Raw genomic sequence first — 21,648 nt, forward strand, 5'->3', positions numbered from 1 at the left:
CGTTCTCCAATTGCGATTGCTCTAGAGGCTACTTGAGATGGTCGCTCAGACGCAGGGCCAGGGCGAGGACGGTGTGGGTGGGGTTCGAGAAGCCGGAGCTGGGGAAGACGGCAGAGCTGCAGATGTAGGTGTTGGTGAGGCCGTAGAGGCGGAGGTCGGTGTCGACGATGCCGGTGGCGTCGGAGGTGGACATGCGCATGCCGCCCATGTGGTGGTTGCTGTCGTCGCAGCGGGCGAGGAAGTTGGGACTACCGGACATCAGGTCTTCGTTGGGGATGATGCGAGCTACGTTAGCGAGGACGCGCTGGGCGACAAGGACGTATTGCCGGATGGTGTCCAGTTCCCTCTCCGAGATCTGCCAGTCGAAGCGGATGCGCAAGAGGCCGAGGGGGTCGCGCTGATCGGTGAGGGTGATTCTGCTGCGTGAAGTAGGCTCCTGCTCGCAGTGGACGCGAAGGAAGATGCGAACTTCGGGGGGACTGTAGGCGCGGCGCTGGACTTTGTAGCGCCAAGCCTGGTGGACGAGCATGGGGAGATGCTTTGCGGTGTGCCGGAGGTTGTCGCGGGTTACTTCGCTGAAGCGGGCGCGGATGAGATTGCGAACGGTTGATTTCGCCTGACCGCGGACTTTGCCGGTGTCTTCGAAGGACATAGTGGAGCCGATGTTGAGAGTGCCGTGTGCGGCCTGGGACTGCGGAAGGAGGCGCAGCTTGGGGAGGTATTTGAAGCCGTGGGTGATGATGGGGTCGAAGGTGTCGTGGAATCGCTTCGGGTCGAGCGGTTCGACGGCGGCGGCGTTGCAGTCGATGTGATCCTGAAAGTTCTGACCGAGGAGGCCGGAACGGTTCCAAGGGAGCCCCTCGGCTCGTGGTTGAAGGAAGAAGCGGGAGCTTTCGATACCCCCCAACGCAAAGATGTAGTGCGGGGCGCGGAAGATGGCTTCCTTGCCGGTGAGGGTGCGGCAGCGAAGGCCAGTGGCGGCTTGGCCGTCGGTCATCAGCTCGACGGCGCTGGCGTGAAGCCAGAGATGGATGTTGGGATGCTCGGCGAGTGTTTTGTGATGGAGCCGTGCGAAGTTCGGCTCGGGACACCAGCGCGAGAGGTAGGCTTCGAGATCATCGTATTGAGTGAAGGGCAGGCTGAGATCCTGCCAGACGGCTGCGTCGCTGCGTTCGACCTTGGCGAGGCCCTCGAGCGAGAGAGCACGCTCGTAGAAGGGTGTCAGGGTGGATTTTGGAAACGGCCAGCCGCTTTCGGGGACGCCGGGGCGAGGGGTAAAGTCGAGCGCGTCGAGTTCTAGTATCTGGCCACCCCAGCGAACCGTGGTTCCTCCTTTTACGCGAATGCGTCCGGTGTGGATGCCGCGATGAGGGAGGCCGGCGATCTCGCTGTCGTACAGGGACTGGGAGGAGTCTTCCCTGGTCGCGCCGCCGCCTTCGAGCACGAGGACCTTTTTTCCTTTTTGTGCAGACTCCACCGCAAGCGTGATGCCTGCGGCTCCCGCGCCGACGATGCAGAGGTCCGCGGCGAGGAGGGTGGGCGACTCGTGAATTAGATCGTGAATCACCGACTGCCCGCGTGCTCTGTTTTGGCGGAAGACTTGACCTTTTCAAGGATCGATTGCGCGCGCTCGAGGATCAACTCGACCTGTCGGTCGTTGTAGTAACCATCGCGTGCTGCGCGAACGCAACCAGCAGCGGCGATGCGTTGACGTGCGGCCTCGTCTGGCAGGTATCGGCGGATCTTCGCGACTAACTCTTCGAAGCCGGTGAAGAAGACTGCCTCTTCGTCTTCTTTGAAGCGCTGCATGTGGCCATCGGAACGCTCGGCGAGCAGGAAGCCTCCGCAGCCGGCGATTTCAAAGCTCTTGTGCACGAACTCGTCGCAGTTGGAGTGAGTGATGAAGCTCAGGTTGATCTTCGACTTCCAGATGCCTTCGCGGTATTCGTTGCGAAAGAGTTCCCCACCGTTGAAGAGGGCTTTGTAGGCGGCGGGCTGCATCGCGCGTGCCCACTGGCGTGGATTGCCGGAGATCACGACCGGAAATTTGCACTCCTGCGACAGGCGGGTGAGGGTCTGAGCGCGGTCATCGTAGGGCGTTCCTATGAAGGAGACCTCGCGGTTGCGATCGGCGTCGGACCAGCCGTCGGGCGGAGGGAACTGCAGTGTCGGTTCGTAGGCGGTCTGGATCTTGATGACGTCGCGGGCGCCGCGGGATTTGTAATCGAGAATGTTCTTGTCGCGCTGGACGACGTGAAGGTCATAGTGGGGAATGCCCTTCATGTAGAGGCGCCAGCCTGGGTCCTGGCGGGTTCCGAACGGATTGTCGATCATGTAACTGACAGTGGCGATATTCATCGCACGCATGCGGTCGAGCGTGCTGGGCCGAATGTAGAGGAGCTTGTCCGTCCAGAGGATGTCAGGTTTTTCTGCTGCTGCGATTTTGATGAGATCGCCATTGAGGCGCGCGACGGAGGGTCCCATCACCAGACGCTGGTTTACCTTGCGAAAGATCGGGTTTCTGGACTCGTAGTCGAAGACGTTGAATGGGATGACATGGTGGCCGAGGCGCTCCAAAGCCCAGAGGCGATAGAGGGAGGTATCGTTTGGTGAGAGGCCGGTAGCGTACAGAATCTTCATGCGGTGCTGCGTTTCCTTTACGTTTGCCTGATGTCTGTTCTAGCGGCTCGCCCTCAAAAGAGCAATCACCTGTTCGGCATGGATGACCCCAGCGAGTTGTTTCTCGTGATCAACCACTGGCAGGGACCGCAGATTGTATTTGTCGAAGAGCTCGGCGACCTTTCGCCCGTTTGCGTCGACGTTGCAGGTGACAAGGTGGCCTCGGGGCAGATCGGCCAGTGGAGTGCCAGCCGCAGCCAGGAGTAGCTGCACGAGTGGAATTACCGCAATGATCTTTTCCTCTTCGTCGAGTAGAAAAACGTCGGTGATGTTGTCTATATCGCCTTCATACTCGCGCAACGAATCAATTGCTCGATCGACGAGAGCTGTGGCGGGTAAGGCAAGATACTCAGTCGTCATGCGGCCTGCAGCGGAGTCGCCAGAGAACTCAAGCAGGTCTTCGACCTCCTGGCGCTCCTCGGGGTCCATCTCTTCGAGGATCGCCTCGGAGCGCTCATCGGTCATTTCAGACAGCAGGTCGGCAGCGGCGCCTGGATCCATCTCTTCGACGATGCCGGCGATCTGCTCGGAGTCGAGGGATTCGATGAGGGACTGCTGCATCTTCGGCTTGACCTCTTCGAGGGCCTCGGCAGCAACCTCCTCGTCAAGCGAGATAAAGAGAGCGTGGCGCTCTGCGGGAGCCAGTTCCTCGAGAATGTCGGCGATGTCGGAGGGGTGCATCTTCGAGAGGCGATCCTGCTCAATTTTGAGGCGGACGCGGCGTGACGGATCGCGTTCGATGAGGTCAACAAAGTCCCAGGGGATGACACTTTGGCCGAAGCGGGAGGAGATGCGGTCGACCGAAGCTGAGGGGAGGCCCTTCAGAAGGCGACGGACAGCCCCGCGCATGCCGACCTCCACCTCGGCGATGCGCAGCGAAAGATCGGGAGTGTCTTCCTGACAGTTCTCCCAGACCAGATCGACGTCGTTGACGCGGACAACTTTGTGCCCGTGTACGTCGATAATCTGCTGGTCCAGCAGGTCGCGCTCAAGCAGAAGGTAATCGTCATCCTCCTGAAGTAGAGTGGGTTGCGCGTCTTTACGGAGCTGCATATGGCCGCCGGGGCCAAGTTCGAGCTGGGAGATCAGGATGAGGGAGGGTTGTTTGTCGCGTTTGGCCGAGGCCAGCCTAAGGACAAGACCGTGAATGTGAGCAGCGTCAATGGAGGGGGCCACAGCGAACTCGCGTACATGGCCGAGGGGACTCCCCTGCGCGTCCGCGACCGCAGCTCCGAGTAGGGCCGAAACGCTTGTCCTTTGGTTAGGATGCTTTGTCATAACGAGTTACGGGCACGGCTCCAAAACTAACCCTTTAGTCGCATGTTAGCCCACCTTGGTGCCGATAGGTTGCCGGAAAAAGCCGGTCTGGTCAACTTTGAGGCCAGGACGGGACTGAAATCCATGGAGAAAACAGACACCACCTTGACATTCGAGAAATCCACAAGCAAACTGCCATCATCGCTGTTGTCTGACGTTGACGACTGGCATACCAGCACTGCAAGGACTGCTTTGGCCGATTCAACGACAAGCCGTGTCAGCTTCACCCTGGATTCGTCTCTCGACAGCGTTAACAAGATTGAGCAGACCGCTGAGCAATGCGCGCAACGGGCTGGCTTCGACGAAGATACCGTTCCCCATATCGCCATGGCGGTGCGCGAAGCCGCTGTGAATGCCGTGCTGCATGGCAACTCATACGACACCAACAAGCATGTGGTTGCGTCGTTTGAGACGACCTCAGACTCGCTGATCATCCGTATCTCGGACCAGGGCCCCGGGCTCGATCCAGACAAGATTCCCGACCCCCTGGCCCCGGAAAATATCCTCCGCGGCTCCGGGCGAGGTATCTTTCTTATCAAGGCTTTCATGGATGAGGTAAACTTTCGCCAGTTACATCCGGGCACAGAACTGACTCTCATCAAGCATCGAACACCCGCGCAGTCGGGGACCTAAGGAGAACACTAGACATGAGCATGAAAGTAAAAACTCGCCAGGTGGATGGCATTACCATTCTGGATCTCAGCGGCCGCATTACCCTAGGCGAAGGCAGCGTGACGATCCGCGACGCCGTGCGCGATGTTCTGGCCAAAGGTTCCAATAAGATTTTGCTCAACCTGGGCGACATCAGCTACATCGACAGCTCGGGCATCGGCGAGCTGGTTAGCGCCTTCACCACCGTCAAGAACAGCGGCGGCGAGCTCAAGCTGCTTAACCTGACCAAGAAAGTACACGACCTGCTGCAGATCACCAAGCTCTACACCGTCTTTGACGTCAAAGACGATGAAGCGACTGCAATCTCTTCGTTCACCAAATAATTAAGGCTCTTCGATAAAAAAGCCGCCGCTAACGCGACGGCTTTTTTGTTGGGCCAGGTCAGTTCGCTTCGTCTACTTCGAGAAGTCGACCTTCGGCGCCACACTGTTCTCGGGGTTTCCCTTGAAGTACTCGTCGCGGTAATGAAAGCCCGCGATATTGGCCCAGATGCTCTGAGGGAACTGCCGAACGTAAACATTGTAGTCCTCAAGCGTCTTGTTGTATCGCTGACGTTCGACGGCGATACGATTTTCGGTTCCGGCCAGTTCATCGGTAAGACGTATGAACTGCTGGTTTCCCTTGAGATCAGGGTACTGCTCCTGCAATCGGAAGAAGGGCCCCAGGGCCACATCCAGCTTGGAGTTGGCGTTGATGTTGCTGGCGTGATCGCTGCCTGCGGCGAGAACTCCGGCGCGCGCGTTGGCGATGTTCGTCAAAATCGTTGATTCTTCGGCGACGTAGCCCTTCACCGATGCGACGAGATTCGGAATAAGGTCAAGGCGCCGCTGTTGAACGACATTGACCTGTGAAAACGCCTGATTGACTGCCTCATTCTTCTGCACCAGCGTGTTCTTCGCGCCGATGTAGCTGCCTCCAATAAAGAGCAGAACGACGATGAGGAGAGCTACGACACCAAGCACAACCCATAAAGATTTCATGTTTCCTCAATTTCCCTTCGTCTGAATTTCGATGCTACCGAAAGTTGGCGTCTCCGGCTGTACTTTATCACTGTAACCGGCTTTATTTGCGTTTCTTTGCTGCAACCTGGTTTTGATTGGAGCAATTAAAAGTCTCCGCTGGCTCCCCCGCCTCCTGAACTGCCACCGCCGAAGCCACCAAAACCGCCGCCTCCGCGGTCGTCATCTCGTCCACGACCGCCACCACCAAAACCGCCGCCTCCGCCTCCCATCAGATTTCCCAGGAGGAAAAAGATCAGGCCGGTATTGCCGGTCTTAACGAGGAAGAAGAGTATCAGGAGAATCGCGCCTCCCCCGATGAGGAGCTGAGTGAAACTCAGCTGGATGGGTTGCTGTTGATGTTGGTATTGGCGCACTGGTGGGGCGAGATTGAGTGTGACGCCTGCGTCGGTCGCGATAATGCGAGCAATCTGCCTCACGCCGAGCGGAATAGCCGTGTTGTAATCCCCCTGCTCGGCGGCTGGAACCATGGAACGGCCGATGTCGCCGACTTTCGCGTCATTGAGGATGCCCTCGAGGCCGTAACCAACCTCGATGCGGCCGCGCCTGGGAGTCATGACGAGAACCATCAAGACGCCGCGGTCAGTTCCCTTTGGGCCAACCTTCCATTTGTCCTCAAGCGCGGTGGCAAACTCTTCGATCGACTGGTCTCCGTCAAGAGTTTTGATGGTCACGACTGCGATTTGCGCGTGGGCCTGGCGATCAACCTGAGTGCATAGGTTTTCGAGGTTGGATTTGGTCGAGGGGGACAGAACGCCTGCGAAGTCGTTGATGTAGCCGGTGGGGGCCGGCAGAGAGTTCACCGATTCCGCTGTCACTACGAGCGACGGCGCGAACGTCAGCAAGACAATAGCAAGCCATCGCGAAAAATATTTCATCGATGGTCATTCTACGCCCTGACGATTTTGAGGTAGTAAAATGCGGAGAGGTCGCGTCAGTTGCAAAGAACTTACCCATTGACGCTTTGACCCGCAAAAGCGGAGCTTATAAGGTCGGAGCGGGAGTCGGCACACCACCGTGCTGCGGCACGGAAACGCCTTTCTCGCGGGCAAGTCTATCGACCATCATGGTGTGCTCGTGTATGACCTTGGTCGCGTTGGCGACTGCCAACTGCAGGGTCGGGTCCGTGGTGCTGGCTGCCTCCTGACGGAACTCGCGAAGATCCTTGTGGTGGTCTTTGACCATGAAAGCCAAGTATTCCATATCAAAGTTATTGCCTGAAAGTGCGTTGAGCTTGTCGTACTCCGCCTGGTCTTCCTTGTTCAGATCCTTCGGCAGCCTCACGCCCATGGAGTCAGCGATGGGAGCCATCTCATTGTTCAGTTTTGTGTGGTCGTCCACCATCTTCTGGCCGAAGGCTTTTACGTCGTCGCCGCTCGCCTTCTGCGCCGCGAGTTGGCCAAGCTTGACCTCGGCCATGCCTCCCTGTGCAGCCTTTCGGAGAAAGATCTTGTCTTTCATTGTTTGGCCGACGTCTCCGGCGTTTGGCGCGGAGTCTTGAAGCGAGGTGGAAGAGGCGGGCACTTGCTGCGGTTGGTTGGGCTGTGTCTGCGAGGCCCCCTGCGCCATTAGGTCAGACTGAGCTGAGAGGATGGTCGGAGCGCAGAGTGCTGCACTCAGAACCAGGGTTTGAGAGATCAGTGGGTAAGCAGAATTGAGTTTCATGGGAGTGCTCCCGTTGTTGACGGTTCTTATCTAGCGTTCCGCCAAGGGCGTACCTCTAATTGGGTGTTCATGGGGAGTTTATGGTTGCCTTTCGCCCCATGGGCGACGCTGTATCCTGTCAATGGAGCTCCAATTAATGACGCAAAGCACTATCCAGCCACCACACGCTCGCCAGGAACCGACGCCCACAACGCTGCATGGACACACGCTCGAAGATAACTACCGGTGGATGAGAGATAAGTCCTCCCCCGAGGTGCTGGCTCATCTCGAGGCGGAGAATGCCTATACGCTCTCCGTCATGGCGGGGACCGAAGAGCTGCAAGCCAAGCTGTATGCTGAGATGCTCTCGCATATCAAGGAGACTGATGAGTCAGTTCCCTATCGGCAGCGAGGATGGTTTTACTACGTGCGCACAGTAGAAGGAAGCCAGTATCCAATCCACTGCCGGAGACGGGCGACGGGGTCTAAGTTCGACCCATCGCAGCCCGAAGAGATTGTATTGGACGTGAATCAGCTCGCGATGGGTCAGCCCTTTATGGCATTAGGCGCAATGTCGGTGAGCATGGACGATACGAAGCTGGCTTACTCAACCGACAACACGGGATTTCGTCAGTACACGTTACATATTCGTGATCTGAAGACCGGTGCGGACTTACCGGACACTGCAGAACGGGTGGGATCGGTTGCCTGGGCCGCAGACTCGCAAACACTCTTCTACTCCACTGAGGACGAGGTAACGAAACGGCATGACCACCTCTTCCGTCATCGTCTGGGTGACTCCGCGGCAAACGATGTGGTGATTTATGAAGAGAAGGACGAGCGCTTCAATCTTGGAGTCGGCAAAACTCGTGACAACGAGTATTTGCTGATGGAGGCGGGTAGCCATACGACCAGCGAATGTCGGTTCCTCTCCGCAAAGACTCCTGAAGGAGAGTTTCAGATGATTGCGCCGCGCGTCGACGAGCAGGAATACTCGGTCGATCATCGCAACGGCTTGTTCTACATCCGGACGAACGACGTGGGAAAGAACTTTCGCGTGGTTACAACCAAGGTAGAGACGCCGAGTCGTGATTTCTGGGATGAGCTGATTCCACTGGACGCGGAGGCTCCGCTTGAGGACTTCGACGTCTTTGACGCCTTCTGCGTCTGTTCACGGCGCAGGCTTGGCCTTCCTACGCTCACTCTCATTGAATTCGGGATGGCGAAAGAGCTAGGTAGATCGAGAGAGATCGAGTTCCCGGAACCGGTTTATTCGGCAGGGACCAATATGAATCCGGAGTTTGCGACGAAGAAACTTCGATATAGCTACCAATCCCTCGTTTCGCCAGCGTCGATTTATGAGTACGACGTGCAGTTGGGCACCTCCGAGCTTTTGAAGCAGCAGGAGGTTCCAGGTGGGTTTGATTCGGCGCGCTACGCTTCAGAGCGAGTCTGGGTCGAAGCAGCCGACGGCGTGAGGATTCCGGTTTCGGTCGTATACCGCCGCGATTCCTTCAAACTGGATTCGACGAATCCCGTTTATCTTTACGGCTACGGTTCGTATGGGTATCCCTTGCCGATTGGTTTTAGTTCCTCGCGTTTGTCGCTGCTAGACCGAGGCGTGGTGATCGCTTACGCGCATATTCGCGGTGGTGGCGAGATGGGAGATTCCTGGCACGATGCTGGCAAGATGCTGGTCAAACGCAACACATTCAGCGACTTCATCGCCGTGGCTGAGCAGCTGGTCGCGAAAGGCTACGGAGCTAGGGATCGGGTTGCGATCGAGGGAGGGAGTGCGGGCGGGCTGCTGATGGGTGCGGTGGTCAACGAGCGGCCGGATTTATTCCGGGTCGTTCTGTCGCACGTTCCATTTGTGGACGTGATGAACACGATGCTCGATGCCAGTCTGCCTCTTACCGTGGCTGAGTATGAGGAGTGGGGAAACCCGAATGAAGCAGAGGCGTTCGCTTACATGCGGTCTTACTCGCCCTATGACAATCTCAAGGCGGGAGACTATCCGGCGATGCTGGTGAAGACGAGCCTTAACGATTCTCAGGTGATGTACTGGGAGCCTGCGAAGTATGTCGCCAGATTGCGCACGCTGAAGACGAATCAGACTCCACTGCTGCTGCACATCAACATGGATGCAGGACACGGCGGCGCTTCGGGACGATATGACTATCTTAAAGAGATTGCGTTTGACTATGCGTTTTTGCTAATGCAGCTTGGAGTGGCGGACTAGACGTCCGCTTGTCTGCCACCACGAGTTCCGCGCTTGCGGAGTACCCACGTCGTCATGCACCGGTAATCCTGCACGATCGTCGTCTTCAGTGGATCCACCATCACGGCGTTCAATTGATCCGTCAATCGCATCAGCATGGCCTCGTCGACCAAAAACCACTCCGATCCGTCATTGAGGCGGAAAACATTTCCTCTCAACCGTTCGAACTCCATGCCGATACGCGAACCCAAACGGCAGAACAGCAACCCACCCGGCCGGAGAACACGCCAAAGTTCTGCGATGATCGCTAGGAAATGGGCGTCGTCCCGCGCGAAATGCAGCACTGAGTTGCAGATGACCACATCCGCAAAGTTATCTGGTAAGTCGATTTCATCAAGCTTGCCTACGCGAAAGTTATTTGAGGGCAGATCAGGTGCCAGCTGAGCGGCAAGTGCCCGTACATGCTCAATGCCCTCTATATCTGCGTCCACCGCGAAGACCTCGCACCCCTCGCGCAGGAGATGCACCAGGTTTCTACCGTATCCACAGCCAGCGTCGAGGACACGCATTCCACTACCGATGTTTCCTCGCAGAATCTGGTCGAAGACATATATATCAATCTGCCCAAACTGCTCCTGCACGTTCATGGCGACTTTAGTAGCTTCCACTTTCTCTCCGGCCGTTTGATCTTATATCGTCTGGGTAGTACTGCGCGGTCGCACTAAGAGTCGGCTGATACAGGCTCTTCAATCTTGTCGCCTTCACCTGGCGCGAGGAAGAGATTGGTTTCGAGACCATGCTGTCGTGTGTAGAGATCGTAGTAGCGGCCCTGGAGTTTGTAGAGCGAGTCGTGGGTGCCACGTTCGAGAATCCTTCCCTGCTCTATAACGAGAATCTGGTCAGCACGCCGGATGGTGGAGAGACGGTGTGCAATCACGAACGTGGTGCGGCCCTGCATCAGAAAGTTGAGGCCACTCTGGATGAGTGCTTCTGACTCGGAGTCGAGCGAGCTAGTGGCCTCGTCCAGGATCAGGATGCGTGGATCCGCGAGGATGGCGCGGGCGATGGAGATGCGCTGGCGCTGGCCGCCGGAGAGCTTGACTCCGCGTTCGCCAACGACAGTGTCGTATTTCTCTGGGAAGCGCTCGGCGAACTCGTCGACGCGGGCGATGCGGCTAGCCTCCATCAGTTGCTCCTCTGTGGCCTGTGGACGGCTGAAGAGAATGTTTTCGCGGATGCTGCCGTCGAAGAGAAAGGTCTCCTGTAAGACCACTCCAAGCTGCTGACGGTAGCTGCTGAGGCGGATCGTACCCAGATCGATGCCGTCGATGAGGACCTCGCCGCCGATAGCAGTGTGAAAGCCGCAGATGAGGGAGATGATGGTGGACTTGCCTGAGCCGGAAGAGCCCACGAGTGCAGTGACCGTTCCTGGCTTCGACTCGAAGCTGATGCCGTGGAGGACGGGCTTGTTGACTTCGTATGCAAAGGTCACATTTTGAAATGCGACATCGCCGTGTATCGGCCCGATGACGACCGCACGATTCGGCTCGCTGTCCTCTTCGCGTTCGTTCAGAATCTCAGTGGTGCGGTCCAGGCCTGCAAGGGCTTCGGTGAGTTGTGTCCCGATGTTAACAAGTTGCACGATGGGCGCCACCATGAAGGCGAGCAGCATGGTGTACTCCACGTAGCCACCGACATCCAAACGATGAGCAGCGATCTCTTTGGCACCCAGGTACATGATCAGACCTCCGACCACACCCAACACCATCGTGGAGGAGAGAGTCATCAGAGACTGAGCAGTGATCGAGCTGATTACGTTCTTGAGCAGACGTTCGACGCCGCGGGCAAATACGCGGGCTTCGCTCTCTTCGGCGTGGTAGCCCTTCACCACACGTACGCCACCCAGCGATTCGGTGAGACGGCCTGTGACCTCTGCGTTGATCTTCGAGCGTTCGCGGAAGATCGGCCGGATCGTCTTGAAAGCTCTCTGCAGGATGAGACCGAAGACGAGCAGAATACAGACAGTAAGCAGCGTCATGCGTCCGCTGATGCGGATCAGGATGCAGAAAGCAATGATCGCGGTCAGGATGCCGCCGACAAACTCCAGCAGGCCAGTGCCAACCAGATTGCGGACGCCTTCTACATCGGTCATGATGCGGGCGACGAGCGTGCCTGTTCGGTTTTCGTCGTAGAAGGCCACGGGGAGACGGCCGATGTGTCGTTGAACCCGGGTTCGTAGCTCCGAGATGAGCCGTTGGCCAGCGGTGGAGAGCAGTTGTGTGAGCGTGTAGGAGGTCACTCCCTGGAGAAATGTGGCCGTGGCAACGATGCCGATAATCCACGGAAGCAGGGTCAGCTGATGCTTGTACATCACGTTGTTGATCAGGTAACGCGAAGAGACCGGGAGGGCAAAGCTGCAGAGGCGGTTGACAATCATCAACAGGAAGCTGCCGGCGAGGAGCCACCGACGCGGCTTAACCAGCTTCCACACCTCCGGCATGACCTTGGTCAGTTTTGGTTTGGGGCGCGACGCCGTTAGATCGGCCGACGTAGCTCTGCCGGTGCCGCGAGAGGTGCGGTCTACAGATTTCATACCGCCACCAAAGCTGGATGGACCAAAGGAAGAGGACATGGCTGAGTTGAGTTTACGCTTGGGAGGCCATTACACAAGGCGAGCGCGGCGAGCAGAGATGAAGGAGCGAACGCAGAACAGTACATAGATCAGGCTGAGGAGACAGAGCGCTCCCTTCTCTTCGACTGCGATCGGATGAGGAAACGAAGCACCTCGGGAGAGCTTGAGCGTGTCGATTGCGGAGGGGATCATTCCCAAAAACACGAGCAAAGCGACCGTGACGGAAATGTGCATCCAGAGCATGCGTTTCTTGGAGTCTTCGCTGTTCGCCATTACGCCGAACAGAACGAAAAAGACGCCAATACCGGCAGGGATTAGTGCCGTGGGATGAGCGCTGCCCGTAGTGACGTACCCGGTAATGCCTAGCAGAATAAGCAGGACGCCGAAGCCAATGGTGAGCTTTGCCATAAGGTGAAACTCCTTGATAGTGCGCCATCTCAGGATACTTGAAGGGTGAGGCTGGCCGTCTACAAAGTTGAACCTGCAAGCAGGCAAAAGAATACCCAGCCTGAGTGGCTGGGTATTCTGCCCATGTAACTTGCCTTTTTATCGTGGACCGTTCATCAGGTGCTGCATTGCGGTGTCGTAGCCGCGCCGGAAGCCATCACGGTAGTCTCCCCGTGCGCTGCTCGAAACATGAGGGTGACGATACTCGTCGCGATTGTTTACGTCCGGTCGACGATGATTGTCGAAGTCCTTACGCGCTCCTTCGATGCCGTCGTGATAACCCTGACGCTGGATATCCTTGAACTCCTGTGGCGGAGCGTCCCAGCCGCCGGCCTGTCCATAACCTGAAGCTGGCGAAGCGTAGGACTGAGCAATTGCGAGACCTGGAATTGCAAGTGAAATGGCAAGTACCGGGACTGCAAGTCGATTGGGTTTCATGGTGAACTACCTCCGTGCGTCTTGCACACAGATAGTCAGATGAGCCTTTCTGGCTCCTTGTTGTATGGAAGCTAAGCTGCACTCTTCTTGATTGCCGCCAATATTTGTTCCGGCTTCCATTCGTTTGTGGGATACCAATCAATGATCTTTCCGTCTTTGCCGATCAAAACAGTAGAGAGTGAGTGAGTTAGAGATTTGTTATCACCCGGGGTGACGCCGACGTTAAAGAATTGCGTCATTGCAGGCAACTCTTTTTCTGTTGGAGTGGCGAAGTCCCAATGAAGAAATCTTTCGTTGGTATAGTTGCCGGTGTAAGCGCCACCATAGCTACGAAGAACCTTGGGTGTGTCATAGGTGGGGTCGAAGCTGACGCTGATGAGGTGGGTCTGCTTATACAGCGCGGGGTCGGCGGCGAGCGCTTTGTCGATGTCGGCAAAGTTGTGGCTCATGCGGGGGCAAAAGTCCGCAAGCTGGCAACGAGTGTAGATGAACGTCATCAGAACGATCTTGCCTTTGAACTGGTCGAGATGGATTGTGCGATCGCTCTGGTTTAGGAGTTTGAAGTCGGGGACGACATCGCCTGCTGTGGGGACATGGTAGGAAACGGGAGGTTTGTAGTCGGGACGTGCCTGCGCGATGACGACGATATCGTCGAGACGAACATCTTCATAGTTGTCGCCCACCTTGTCCGCGAGGACCTTCGCGGTGATGCGGTCGCCGGGGTGAAGTTCGCTGACGACGCTTGGATCTGCGAGTTTGTAGTCCATGGTCATGGCTTCCATGAAGCCAGGGACATCTTCGCCATCGAGTGTGACGTGCGCGGCATCTGTAGAGACGACTCTACCGCGAATAGAGAAGGTCTTTGTTGCGGAAGCTGGTCTGGATACAGTAGGCGGAGTGTTTTGATGGCAGCCGACAAGAAGAGCAAAGAAGGCGAGAACAAATACAGGCTTGCGAGACACGGGCAGACTCCTGGGTCAATGATAATGGCTGAAACGCAAGATTGCGCAGGGGGCAGTGATGGAGCGAAGAAGGACGCAGGCACCCTCCTTGGGACTGATGCACTTTGGGTTGATGCTGGCTGGCCTTGGGACGGCGTTGCTCGGACCCATCCTTCCGCTGCTGGCAAAGGAATGGGGCATGCTGGACTCGCAAAGCGGTCTGCTGATGACGGCGAAGTTCTGCGGTGCTTTTCTCGGTGGTGTCACGGTCTCACGAAATTTGAGGCAGAGTCTTCATGTGGGGTTGGCGGCCGGTTTCGTGGGCTTCGGTGGATTCGCTGTCGCTCCTTCGATGGGACTCGGGTCCGCGGGTTTGTTCGTGGGTGGATTTGGTCTGGGACAGATCATCACGTCAGTCAACATTCTGGCGGGTCGCAGGTTCACATCTCATCGCGGATCTGCGCTATCGCTGCTTAACTTTTCGTTCAGCCTGGGAGCTATGTTGTCTGCGCTTCTGGCTGCGTGGCTGTTGCCGCACTTTACGTTGAGGGGAGTACTCGAGGGGTTCGCGGGACTATTTGTGATCGGCGTATTGGTGTTACGGGTGCAGATGCGCGGAGAGGGTTCGCCTATTGAAGACCCTGATGCCGCGTCTGCAGAAGCTGGGCCGCAGACTGGACTGAGTGGGCGAGTATATCTTTATTTCGCTGGATTGCTCGTGCTTTATGGCGGATTAGAGACGTGCCTGAGTGGCTGGTTGACCACCTTCGCATTGCGATACGGCGATAAAACACTGGCGGTGAGCGAGTATACGACGCTCCTACTTTGGATGGCGCTGACCTTCGGCCGTCTGGGCGCTTCGGCAGTAATGCTCCGCGTAGGTGAGAAAACCGCGCAACGTGGGAGTTTGGTGCTAGCCTCTGCTTTCACGGTGGCGTTGGCGACGGCGCATTCTTCGGTGACGATTGCCGGCTTTGCGGTGCTCCTTGGGTTCAGTCTGGCGCCGTTTTTTCCTGCTACCTTTGCGCTGCTGATCGCAGAAAAACCGACAGCACGAGAGGCAGGAATTGTAGTGGCAGTCTCCGGGCTGGGGGCGGCTGCGCTGCCGTGGATGATGGGGGTGGTCTCTACGAAAACCGGATCGTTGCAGTTGGCATTGGCTCTCCCCTTTGCGGCAGCCCTGGGACTGCTGGCTATGAGTCTTTTTGCGCCGCAAATCCGACCGATCGCAGATTGATTCTGTGGTCTGCTTTTCCTGCGATGGTGGCGTATAACCGAAGGATGGATGGTCGTGGGTTGCTGCCAGGCGGAGTGGTTGGGGCGTTAGATGAGGGCGCGGTCGTTGTAACGAGCAACCAGCGGGCCGCACGGAGTCTTCGGCGGGGATGGGATCGGCGCAATCGGGAGTTGGGGCTCTCGAGCTGGGCGCCTGCGGCGGTCATTTCCTGGGACGCATGGCTTGCAAGTATGTGGCATCGACTCCTGGTCGAGGGTCATGTCTCTGAGATGATTTTGAATCGGTCGCAGGAACACGTGGTGTGGAGGACAATTCTCGAGGCTGACGATGAACTGGCAAGTCTGCGAAGTGTCGATGCGCTGGCCGTCATGGCGGCGGACGCGTGGCGAATTCTCTCTGCCTATGACGGGCAATCGAGGTTGCGGGGAGCAATCGGAAGTTCAGACACGCGATCGTTTCAGCGATGGGCGCGCACTTTCGAGCGACTATGTCAGGCTGAGGGGTTTGCCACGCAGGCCGAGTTAGAAGAAAAACTACGCGACGTGTGTGAGAAAACCGTCGGAACTGGAAACTTCGAATTAACTCCGAAAAAAGTTGTATTGGTCGGGTTCGATCATATGATTCCAGCACAGAAACGGCTGGTGGATGCTCTTCGGTCGGCGGCAGTACAGGTTGAGGATCTACGGCTAGCCGTTTCCACCCAGAGAAGGGTGCTTGTGGAAGCCGAGGAAGACCATCAGGAGTTGTTGCTTGCTGCGCGATGGGTGCGGAGATTTCTCGAAGAGAACGCCGATGGGACCGTCGCAGTGATTGTGCCTGCGCTTGAAAATGAGCGGAGAGAAATCGACCGGTTATTTCGCGAAGTTCTGGCACCGGAACTGGAAGACATCTGTACCGACAGCCAGAATGGGCCATACGAGTTTTCAGTTGGCATGGCTCTGGCGGAGATCCCTTTGATTGCAGCCGCCTTTGATTTACTGCGCTGGTCCATTGAACCGCTGCCTCTGGAACGAGTAAGTGCGTTGTTGCTGTCACCTTACTTCGCGATGACCGATGAAGAAAGAAGTGTGCGCGCTGAGTTCGACGCCTTTGAACTCCGTAAAGCGCGAATGCTGCGACCGGAGATATCACTGCCTGGGCTGGTCGAGATGATTGAACGATCGAAGCGCCGACAAAAACTTCCTCGATTGCTTAGCACCCTACGAGCAGCGCTGCGTCTTTCGAACCGATTGCAAGGTCTCGATGCAAGGACGCACGCCGAGTGGGCAGAGCAGATGCGGGAGTTTCTGGTGGCATCGGAATGGGGCTCCGGGCGGAGAGAGACCAGCATCGCATTTCAAACGCGGCGCAAGTGGGATAGTGCTCTTGATGAGCTCACAACGCTGGACTTTGACGGCGTCCCGGTCGAGTTTGCAGCAGCACTTTCCACTCTGGAGAGAATTGCCCGCCAGACTATGTTTGCGTCGGAGTCGCGAGGAGCTCCCGTGCAAGTGATGGGTCCGCTCGAGGCCGCAGGAAGCATATTTGATGCGGTTTGGTTCCTGCGCGCTGGCGAGCTTACGTGGCCAATCGCAACAACCAGCAATTCCCTGCTGCCCTGGCATCTGCAACGCGAATTAGAGATGCCTGGAACGAGTGTGACCCTGGACAACGAACACGCGCAAAGGATCACGGAACGAATTGCTGCAGGCGCTGGTACAGTCGCATTCAGCTACGCGAAAGAGTCTCCGGAGGGCAGGCAACGGCCTTCGGCGTTGTTGGCCGCGCTCGGGCTGGAAGCAATTAGCGCAGCAGAGCTTGTAGAGTATGAGCCGCCACGAACAATCGTCGAACTTGAAGAGGTCGCGGACTCCGCTGCGGTTCAGGCGCTCCCCGACAAGGTCATTCGCGGCGGTGCAAGAGTTCTGGAACTCCAGGCAGCGTGTGGTTTTCGTGCTTTCGCAGAACAGAGATTGTGGTCGACGGAGGTCGAGTCGATCGAACCGGGTATGGATGCGAGAGTAAGCGGTACTGTAGTACACCATGCGCTTGAGCACTTCTGGAATGAGGTCAAAACGCAGGATGCTTTGCGATCGATGAACACTCAGGAACGTGACGAAGTGTTGGAGTGGTGCATCGCGCAAGCTCTAAAAAAAGCAGCGGCGGCAATTGCAACCGATTGGGACGAGGCCTATATCGAGGTGCAGCGAGAGAGGCTGCGCAAACTTCTGTCCGGATGGTTGGAACTGGAGTTGGAACGAGAGCTCCCCTTCGAGGTGAAGCTCAGCGAGAAAAAACTTGACGATGTCCGCGTCGGTCCGCTGCGCCTGAATGTGCGCCTGGATCGCGTCGACGTAGTAGAAGGTGGTGAAGTTCTGATCGACTATAAGACGGGTTCCGCTTCGCCAAATGAATGGTTAACGTCAAGACCCGATGCTCCGCAGCTTCCGTTATATGCAATTCTCACGCAGGAGGATCGCTTGCAGGGCGTCGCGTTCGGTCTGGTCCGGGCAGGAGAGGGCCGCGGCCTTAAGGGATACGCTACATGTGACGGCATACTTCCCAAAGCAAGCAAGCTGAGAGAGGCACCCACACTCGAAGCTCAAATAGAACGATGGAGAGAGGTGCTGGTGGCGTTGGCGGAAGAGTTCTCTTCGGGCGACGCCCGTGTGCAGCCGAAGACGTATCCGGGAAGCTGCACTCACTGCGAACAGAGACTCCTCTGTCGGCTCGACGTTTCGTTGCTCGAAGAAGACGATGAACACGACGAAAGCTCATGGGCAGAGGCCAGCCGTGGGTGATCTGTTTGACATTTCCGAAGGTAATTCTCTTCCAGAAACGACGAGCAGCAAACTGCCACCAGACTGGCGAGCGCGAGAGCGAGCGCTTGATATTCGACGATCATGGATCGTCGAGGCGCCCGCTGGATCAGGTAAGACTGGTCTCCTCATCCAACGCTACCTGAAGCTACTCGCCGATGAGAGCGTTGAAGATCCCAGTCAGGTTTTGGCAATTACGTTCACCGTCAAAGCAACAGCCGAAATGCGGGAGCGTGTAATCTCTTACCTGGAGAGTGCTTCCCGGCGCCAACCTGTGAAGAGCGATTCAGCCTTTGATCGTGAGACACGGGCGTTGGCAGAAGCGGTGCTCCGCCGCAACGCTTCTCTCGGCTGGGAGTTGCTGCAGCAACCACGCAGATTGAATATCCGCACGATCGATTCCGTGTGTGGAGAGGTGGCGCGATTGCTACCGGTGCTCTCAGGCGGTGGCGGGCGGCAGACTCCGGTAGAAGATCCGACGTTGATGTATCGCGATGCAGCGAGAGAGACGTTGATGCAACTCGGCGGACACGATGCGGAGTTGGATGCCGCTCTCCGGACGGTGTTGTTGCATCGCGATGGTAGTCTCCGCGATTGTGAGCGACTGTTGATGGAGATGCTTCCGGCGCGCAACCAGTGGGGAGAGTTGGTCCCGCTGGGAAGACAGCAACTCGACGACACTTTTCTGGATGAAATGGTGTTGCCCCGGCTGGAACTTGCACTGGAGCAGGCCGTCTGTGCCGGGCTGACGCGGCTGTCGCTGAGCTTTCCGCCGGACATACTGCAGGAGCTGGCCTCGCTTGCTGGCGAGATGGGACACGCGGAGGGATATAAGAGCGATCCCTCTCCGATCGCGTTGTGTGCAGGCCTCCATACTTCGCCGCAAGAGACTGCCGAACATCTCGGGCACTGGCGAGCTTTGATACATCTGCTCACGACGCAGGAGCCGAAGTGGAGGGCAACTGCAGCGCGCAATCATCTCGGCTTCAAAATTGAAAAACATCATGCCCAGCAATTGAGACTTCTAGTGCAACAATTGTGGCACCGCGACGATGTGCTTGAAGCGATAAAAAGTGTGAAGAGTCTTCCGTCGGCTAAGTATCCCAACGAGCAGTGGGCCGTTGCGAAGGCGCTCTTTCGTGTTTTGAATAGAGCGTTGGTTGAATTGCAGCTAATCTTCGCACGTCGTGGAGAATGTGATTTCGCCGAGCTTGGGCTGCTGGCGCAAGTGGCGCTGCGGAGGGAAGGCGCCGTCGCCGATTTGAACAAAGCGTGGGGAATGAGGCTTCAGCATCTTCTGGTGGACGAGATGCAGGACACATCCACCAGCCAGTACGAGTTGATTCAGCTGCTCACGCAGAGGTGGGACGGTCACAGTCAGACGGTGTTTCTCGTAGGCGATCCAAAACAATCGATCTATCTCTTCAGGCAGGCGCGGGTCGAGCGATTTGTGACAACAATGCAGACGGAGTTTCTAGGAGACTTGCCACTGAGCAGGTTACAGTTGACGGCTAACTTCCGCTCGCAAAGAAATCTTGTTGAAGCGTTCAATGACGATTTTTCGCTGCTGTTTCCCCGGAACGTGCGTACGGAGAACCCCGAGGAAGTGCCGTATGTTGAGGCCAAGGCTGTGCGTGGACCTTCGCAAAGTGGCTCGCTGAATCTCGTGTGGCATACGCGCGTGCTCGCCCCGGCAGTGTCGACGGAGGCGGCAAAGAAAGTACAGCGTCGGCAAACAAAGCGCGAGGCTCAACAGGTGCGAGCCATTGTCGAAGATTGGCGCGCCAGGCCACTCCCTGAGGGCCGGAATGAACCATGGAAGCTCGCGGTGCTGGTGCGAAGTCGCAATCTGCTTACCGATATCGTGACTGAACTGAAGAACGACTCAAAAGGAGTGATACCGTTCCGTGCAGTAGATATCGAGGCGCTGGGTGAGAGGCAGGAGGTTCTTGATCTCTTTGCATTGACCAGAGCGATGATGCACCCGGCTGATCGCGTAGCGTGGCTCGCGGTGCTGCATGCTCCGTGGTGCGGCCTTGGGCGGGCCGATCTGCACCTACTGGCGGGCGCAGATGATCCCATCTGGTCTGAGCGATGCATTGCAGACGCAATCGCAGAGCGAGGGAACCTGCTAAGTGAACAGAGTTACGCGAGACTGATGCGCGTGTTGCCCGTGATGCGGGCAGCGGAGGAGAATCGTTCGGGGATCAGTACCACTCAATGGGTGGAGAAGACGTGGCGATCATTAGGCGGCGATGCGTCTTTGAAACCTGTGGAACTCAGCAATGCACGAAGGTATCTACAGCTTCTGGATGAAGTGGAAGAAGAGGCCGGAACGATTGAAGTAAATTTGCTGAAGCGTCGGCTCGATAAACTCTACGCCCAACCGCCAGCAAGCGGTTGGGCAGTCGATCTGATGACGATCCATAAGTCTAAGGGTCTCGAATGGGACGTCGTGATGGTCCCGGGGTTGCAGAAGAAAGATCCGGCGAATCGCGAAAGGCTGCTGAACTGGAGTGAGATCGATTCTGGAGATGCAGAGGCTGCGCATATCATGCTGGCGCCAATTGTGGGTCGCGGCGAAGGCTCAAGGGCGTTGAACGATTGGTTGAAGAGCATGGAGAAGGCAAAGGAGGCCGCTGAGAGAAAGAGACTCTTCTATGTCGCGTGCACTCGGGCGCGCGAGGAACTACACCTATTCGCGTCTCCCAAGACGAAAGCGAACGAAGAGGTCAATCGTCCTCCTGGGAGTCTGCTGGCTACCGCGTGGCCCGCCGCAGAACGGCACTTTACGGCCGTACCTGCTTCGAAGAACGTCAACCAATTACCCATGATGTTTCCGTTGCCGGAAGAAGATGAGGGGTTCGTCGGCGATATTGCGGCCAGCATCGATGAAGCTGTGCGACCCGCAATTCTCCAGCGCCTCCCGATCGGATTCAAGCCAGAATCACGATTCTCAGTTGGACAGAGACTCTTTTACGGCGAGGATGCAGGAACACCAGGGACTACGCATTTTGAGAGGCCTGAGGGCTCCTTCGAAGCTCGTGCTTTTGGCACCGCAGTACATGCTTTCTTAGAGGCGATAGCGAAGAGACTCGTAGAAGGGATAGATGTTGAAGCCTTACTGCGCGAAGTGGAATCATGGACGCCGCGAATTGCAGCCTTGCTCCGAGGAGAAGGACTTCAGCCGGTCGTCATCGAGCGGCTCGCGCGACGAGTAAAGACGGCTCTCACCAACATGTTGCAAGACGAAGAGGGACGATGGGTACTGAGCCGGCACGCTCAGGCGTCGAACGAACTTGCGCTAACCACGTGGAGCGATACTCGCAGCAGCGTCCGATTGGACCGCGTTTTTCATGGTGGATCCAAATCGCTGGAACCCGGGACCGACTATCTCTGGATCATCGACTACAAAACAGCAACGCATGGGCGCGAACGAGTCGATGAGTTTCTTGTGGAAGAACGAGCAAAGTACACGGACCAGATGAAGGTTTATGCCCGGATGATGAAAGATCGCGTAACGAGCGGAAAGCTGCGAGTGGGCTTGTACTATCCGATGTTGCCAAAGCTCGTTTGGTGGGCCCCTGAAACAGACTGACGAAA

Annotated in this window: 17 protein-coding genes; 6 read left to right on the forward strand and 11 right to left on the reverse strand. The window is 56.9% G+C overall.

Annotated elements, in window-relative coordinates; translation table 11 throughout:
* Positions 1–28: 28 nt before the first annotated feature.
* The 3 genes from RBB77_RS14900 to RBB77_RS14910 are packed head-to-tail and all read right to left on the reverse strand — an operon-like array spanning position 29 to position 3,957.
* Positions 29–1,567, reverse strand: coding sequence for a GMC family oxidoreductase (locus tag RBB77_RS14900; RefSeq protein WP_353062535.1), 1,539 nt, complete (start codon positions 1,565–1,567; stop codon positions 29–31).
* Positions 1,564–2,640 (reverse strand): CgeB family protein, encoded by a 1,077-nt coding sequence (locus RBB77_RS14905; RefSeq protein ID WP_353062536.1) that lies wholly within the window; start codon positions 2,638–2,640, stop codon positions 1,564–1,566. Before RBB77_RS14905 ends, RBB77_RS14900 begins: the two co-directional genes overlap by 4 nt.
* Before the next feature lie 39 nt (positions 2,641–2,679).
* Complete coding sequence (locus RBB77_RS14910; RefSeq protein WP_353062537.1) at positions 2,680–3,957, reverse strand: magnesium transporter MgtE N-terminal domain-containing protein; 1,278 nt, start codon at positions 3,955–3,957, stop codon at positions 2,680–2,682.
* A 144-nt stretch (positions 3,958–4,101) separates the two neighbouring features.
* Between RBB77_RS14910 and RBB77_RS14915 the strand changes: the two genes are divergently transcribed.
* Positions 4,102–4,629, forward strand: coding sequence for an ATP-binding protein (locus RBB77_RS14915; RefSeq protein WP_353062538.1), 528 nt, complete (start codon positions 4,102–4,104; stop codon positions 4,627–4,629).
* A gap of 14 nt (positions 4,630–4,643) precedes the next feature.
* Positions 4,644–4,991 (forward strand): STAS domain-containing protein, encoded by a 348-nt coding sequence (locus RBB77_RS14920; protein WP_158945525.1) that lies wholly within the window; start codon positions 4,644–4,646, stop codon positions 4,989–4,991.
* A gap of 72 nt (positions 4,992–5,063) precedes the next feature.
* Here the strand turns inward: RBB77_RS14920 and RBB77_RS14925 are convergent, their stop codons facing one another.
* From RBB77_RS14925 to RBB77_RS14935, 3 genes are all read right to left on the reverse strand, one after another.
* Positions 5,064–5,648, reverse strand: coding sequence for a LemA family protein (locus tag RBB77_RS14925; RefSeq protein ID WP_353062539.1), 585 nt, complete (start codon positions 5,646–5,648; stop codon positions 5,064–5,066).
* Between the two features lie 125 nt (positions 5,649–5,773).
* The gene (locus RBB77_RS14930) at positions 5,774–6,565 is read right to left on the reverse strand and encodes a TPM domain-containing protein (RefSeq protein WP_353062540.1); all 792 of its coding nucleotides are present in this window, start codon (positions 6,563–6,565) and stop codon (positions 5,774–5,776) included.
* Positions 6,566–6,671: 106 nt separating this feature from the next.
* Positions 6,672–7,352, reverse strand: coding sequence for a DUF4142 domain-containing protein (locus RBB77_RS14935; RefSeq protein ID WP_353062541.1), 681 nt, complete (start codon positions 7,350–7,352; stop codon positions 6,672–6,674).
* Between the two features lie 136 nt (positions 7,353–7,488).
* On the opposite strand from RBB77_RS14935, the gene RBB77_RS14940 reads away from it, so the two are divergent.
* Positions 7,489–9,573 (forward strand): S9 family peptidase, encoded by a 2,085-nt coding sequence (locus RBB77_RS14940; RefSeq protein ID WP_353062542.1) that lies wholly within the window; start codon positions 7,489–7,491, stop codon positions 9,571–9,573.
* On the opposite strand, the gene RBB77_RS14945 is transcribed toward RBB77_RS14940, so the two are convergent.
* The 5 genes from RBB77_RS14945 to RBB77_RS14965 all read right to left on the reverse strand — a co-directional run bounded on the left by RBB77_RS14945 (position 9,570) and on the right by RBB77_RS14965 (position 14,031).
* The gene (locus tag RBB77_RS14945; RefSeq protein ID WP_353062543.1) at positions 9,570–10,220 is read right to left on the reverse strand and encodes a class I SAM-dependent methyltransferase; all 651 of its coding nucleotides are present in this window, start codon (positions 10,218–10,220) and stop codon (positions 9,570–9,572) included. The genes RBB77_RS14940 and RBB77_RS14945 overlap by 4 nt on opposite strands.
* A gap of 53 nt (positions 10,221–10,273) precedes the next feature.
* On the reverse strand, positions 10,274–12,145 hold the full coding sequence (locus RBB77_RS14950; RefSeq protein WP_434557065.1) for an ABC transporter ATP-binding protein: 1,872 nt from the start codon (positions 12,143–12,145) through the stop codon (positions 10,274–10,276).
* A 69-nt stretch (positions 12,146–12,214) separates the two neighbouring features.
* Positions 12,215–12,592, reverse strand: coding sequence for a hypothetical protein (locus RBB77_RS14955; protein WP_353062545.1), 378 nt, complete (start codon positions 12,590–12,592; stop codon positions 12,215–12,217).
* A 138-nt stretch (positions 12,593–12,730) separates the two neighbouring features.
* On the reverse strand, positions 12,731–13,069 hold the full coding sequence (locus RBB77_RS14960; RefSeq protein WP_353062546.1) for a hypothetical protein: 339 nt from the start codon (positions 13,067–13,069) through the stop codon (positions 12,731–12,733).
* 71 nt (positions 13,070–13,140) lie between these two features.
* On the reverse strand, positions 13,141–14,031 hold the full coding sequence (locus RBB77_RS14965) for an SCO family protein (RefSeq protein ID WP_353062547.1): 891 nt from the start codon (positions 14,029–14,031) through the stop codon (positions 13,141–13,143).
* Positions 14,032–14,089: 58 nt separating this feature from the next.
* Between RBB77_RS14965 and RBB77_RS14970 the strand changes: the two genes are divergently transcribed.
* Genes RBB77_RS14970 through RBB77_RS14980 form a run of 3 tightly spaced genes read left to right on the forward strand, consistent with a single transcriptional unit; the run spans position 14,090 to position 21,643 of the window.
* The gene (locus RBB77_RS14970) at positions 14,090–15,247 is read left to right on the forward strand and encodes an MFS transporter (protein WP_353062548.1); all 1,158 of its coding nucleotides are present in this window, start codon (positions 14,090–14,092) and stop codon (positions 15,245–15,247) included.
* The gene (locus tag RBB77_RS14975; RefSeq protein ID WP_353062549.1) at positions 15,244–18,027 is read left to right on the forward strand and encodes a PD-(D/E)XK nuclease family protein; all 2,784 of its coding nucleotides are present in this window, start codon (positions 15,244–15,246) and stop codon (positions 18,025–18,027) included. The genes RBB77_RS14970 and RBB77_RS14975 overlap by 4 nt, the downstream gene beginning before the upstream one ends.
* Positions 17,984–21,643 carry a UvrD-helicase domain-containing protein gene (locus RBB77_RS14980; RefSeq protein WP_353062550.1) on the forward strand — a complete coding sequence of 1,220 codons (3,660 nt, stop codon included), beginning with the start codon at positions 17,984–17,986 and terminating at the stop codon, positions 21,641–21,643. Before RBB77_RS14975 ends, RBB77_RS14980 begins: the two co-directional genes overlap by 44 nt.
* Positions 21,644–21,648 lie beyond the last annotated feature (5 nt).

This window comes from Tunturibacter psychrotolerans (genome assembly GCF_040359615.1).
Classification (GTDB): Bacteria; Acidobacteriota; Terriglobia; order Terriglobales; family Acidobacteriaceae; genus Edaphobacter; species Edaphobacter psychrotolerans.